The sequence below is a fragment of the Staphylococcus sp. SA22 genome (genome assembly GCF_054165785.1).
In genome coordinates, this window is sequence record NZ_JBSZQY010000031.1 from 1 (window position 1) to 3,025 (window position 3,025).

The 3,025-nt window shown below is 49.3% G+C and carries 1 rRNA gene; it reads right to left on the minus strand.

Annotated elements, in window-relative coordinates:
- Positions 1-92: 92 nt before the first annotated feature.
- Positions 93-3,015, minus strand: a 23S ribosomal RNA gene (locus ACXQH5_RS13680).
- Between the last annotated feature and the right edge of the window lie 10 nt (positions 3,016-3,025).

Sequence of the window (3,025 nt, forward strand, 5' to 3'; positions counted from 1 at the left end):
TCCTTGCTATAGTCACCAGACATATGAATGTAATTTATACATTCAAAACTAGATAGTAAGTAAAAGTGATTTTGCTTCGCAAAACATTTATTTTGATTAAGTCTTCGATCGATTAGTATTCGTCAGCTCCACATGTCACCATGCTTCCACCTCGAACCTATTAACCTCATCATCTTTGAGGGATCTTATAACCGAAGTTGGGAAATCTCATCTTGAGGGGGGCTTCATGCTTAGATGCTTTCAGCACTTATCCCGTCCACACATAGCTACCCAGCTATGCCGTTGGCACGACAACTGGTACACCAGAGGTATGTCCATCCCGGTCCTCTCGTACTAAGGACAGCTCCTCTCAAATTTCCTACGCCCACGACGGATAGGGACCGAACTGTCTCACGACGTTCTGAACCCAGCTCGCGTACCGCTTTAATGGGCGAACAGCCCAACCCTTGGGACCGACTACAGCCCCAGGATGCGATGAGCCGACATCGAGGTGCCAAACCTCCCCGTCGATGTGAACTCTTGGGGGAGATAAGCCTGTTATCCCCGGGGTAGCTTTTATCCGTTGAGCGATGGCCCTTCCATGCGGAACCACCGGATCACTAAGTCCGTCTTTCGACCCTGCTCGACTTGTAGGTCTCGCAGTCAAGCTCCCTTATGCCTTTACACTCTATGAATGATTTCCAACCATTCTGAGGGAACCTTTGAGCGCCTCCGTTACCTTTTAGGAGGCGACCGCCCCAGTCAAACTGCCCGCCTGACACTGTCTCCCACCACGATAAGTGGTGCGGGTTAGAAAGCCAACACAGCTAGGGTAGTATCCCACCAGCGCCTCCACGTAAGCTAGCGCTCACGTTTCAAAGGCTCCTACCTATCCTGTACAAGCTGTGCCGAATTTCAATATCAGGCTACAGTAAAGCTCCACGGGGTCTTTCCGTCCTGTCGCGGGTAACCTGCATCTTCACAGGTACTATGATTTCACCGAGTCTCTCGTTGAGACAGTGCCCAAATCGTTACGCCTTTCGTGCGGGTCGGAACTTACCCGACAAGGAATTTCGCTACCTTAGGACCGTTATAGTTACGGCCGCCGTTTACTGGGGCTTCGATTCGTAGCTTCGCAGAAGCTAACCACTCCTCTTAACCTTCCAGCACCGGGCAGGCGTCAGCCCCTATACATCACCTTACGGTTTAGCAGAGACCTGTGTTTTTGATAAACAGTCGCTTGGGCCTATTCACTGCGGCTCTTCTGGGCGTTAACCCTAAAGAGCACCCCTTCTCCCGAAGTTACGGGGTCATTTTGCCGAGTTCCTTAACGAGAGTTCGCTCGCTCACCTTAGAATTCTCATCTTGACTACCTGTGTCGGTTTGCGGTACGGGCACCTATTTTCTATCTAGAGGCTTTTCTCGGCAGTGTGAAATCAACGACTCGAAGACACAATGTCTTCTCCCCATCACAGCTCAGCCTTAACGAGTACCGGATTTGCCTAATACTCAGCCTTACTGCTTAGACGTGCAATCCAATCGCACGCTTCGCCTATCCTACTGCGTCCCCCCATCGATTAAAACGATTATAGGTGGTACAGGAATATCAACCTGTTATCCATCGCCTACGCCTGTCGGCCTCAGCTTAGGACCCGACTAACCCAGAGCGGACGAGCCTTCCTCTGGAAACCTTAGTCAATCGGTGGACGGGATTCTCACCCGTCTTTCGCTACTCACACCGGCATTCTCACTTCTAAGCGCTCCACATGTCCTTACGATCATGCTTCAACGCCCTTAGAACGCTCTCCTACCATTGTCCAAAGGACAATCCACAGCTTCGGTAATATGTTTAGCCCCGGTACATTTTCGGCGCAGTGTCACTCGACTAGTGAGCTATTACGCACTCTTTAAATGATGGCTGCTTCTAAGCCAACATCCTAGTTGTCTGGGCAACGCCACATCCTTTTCCACTTAACATATATTTTGGGACCTTAGCTGGTGGTCTGGGCTGTTTCCCTTTCGAACACGGACCTTATCACCCATGTTCTGACTCCCAAGTTAAATTAATTGGCATTCGGAGTTTGTCTGAATTCGGTAACCCGAGAGGGGCCCCTCGTCCAAACAGTGCTCTACCTCCAATAATCATCACTTGAGGCTAGCCCTAAAGCTATTTCGGAGAGAACCAGCTATCTCCAGGTTCGATTGGAATTTCTCCGCTACCCTCAGTTCATCCGCTCACTTTTCAACGTAAGTCGGTTCGGTCCTCCATTCAGTGTTACCTGAACTTCAACCTGACCAAGGGTAGATCACCTGGTTTCGGGTCTACGACCAAATACTAAACGCCCTATTCAGACTCGCTTTCGCTACGGCTCCACATTTACTGCTTAACCTTGCATCAAATCGTAACTCGCCGGTTCATTCTACAAAAGGCACGCCATCACCCATTAACGGGCTCTGACTACTTGTAAGCACACGGTTTCAGGTTCTATTTCACTCCCCTTCCGGGGTGCTTTTCACCTTTCCCTCACGGTACTGGTTCACTATCGGTCACTAGAGAGTATTTAGCCTTAGGAGATGGTCCTCCCAGATTCCGACGGAATTTCACGTGCTCCGTCGTACTCAGGATCCACTCAAGAGAGACAACATTTTCGACTACAGGATTATTACCTTCTTTGATTCATCTTTCCAGATGATTCGTCTAATGTCGTCCTTTGTAACTCCGTATAGAGTGTCCTACAACCCCAACAAGCAAGCTTGTTGGTTTGGGCTCTTCCCGTTTCGCTCGCCGCTACTAAGGGAATCGAATTTTCTTTCTCTTCCTCCGGGTACTAAGATGTTTCAGTTCTCCGGGTGTGCCTTCTGATATGCTATGTATTCACATATCGATAACATGACATAACTCATGCTGGGTTTCCCCATTCGGAAATCTCTGGATCAAAGCTTACTTACAGCTCCCCAAAGCATATCGTCGTTAGTAACGTCCTTCATCGGCTTCTAGTGCCAAGGCATCCACCGTGCGCCCTTAATAACTTAATCTATGTTTCCA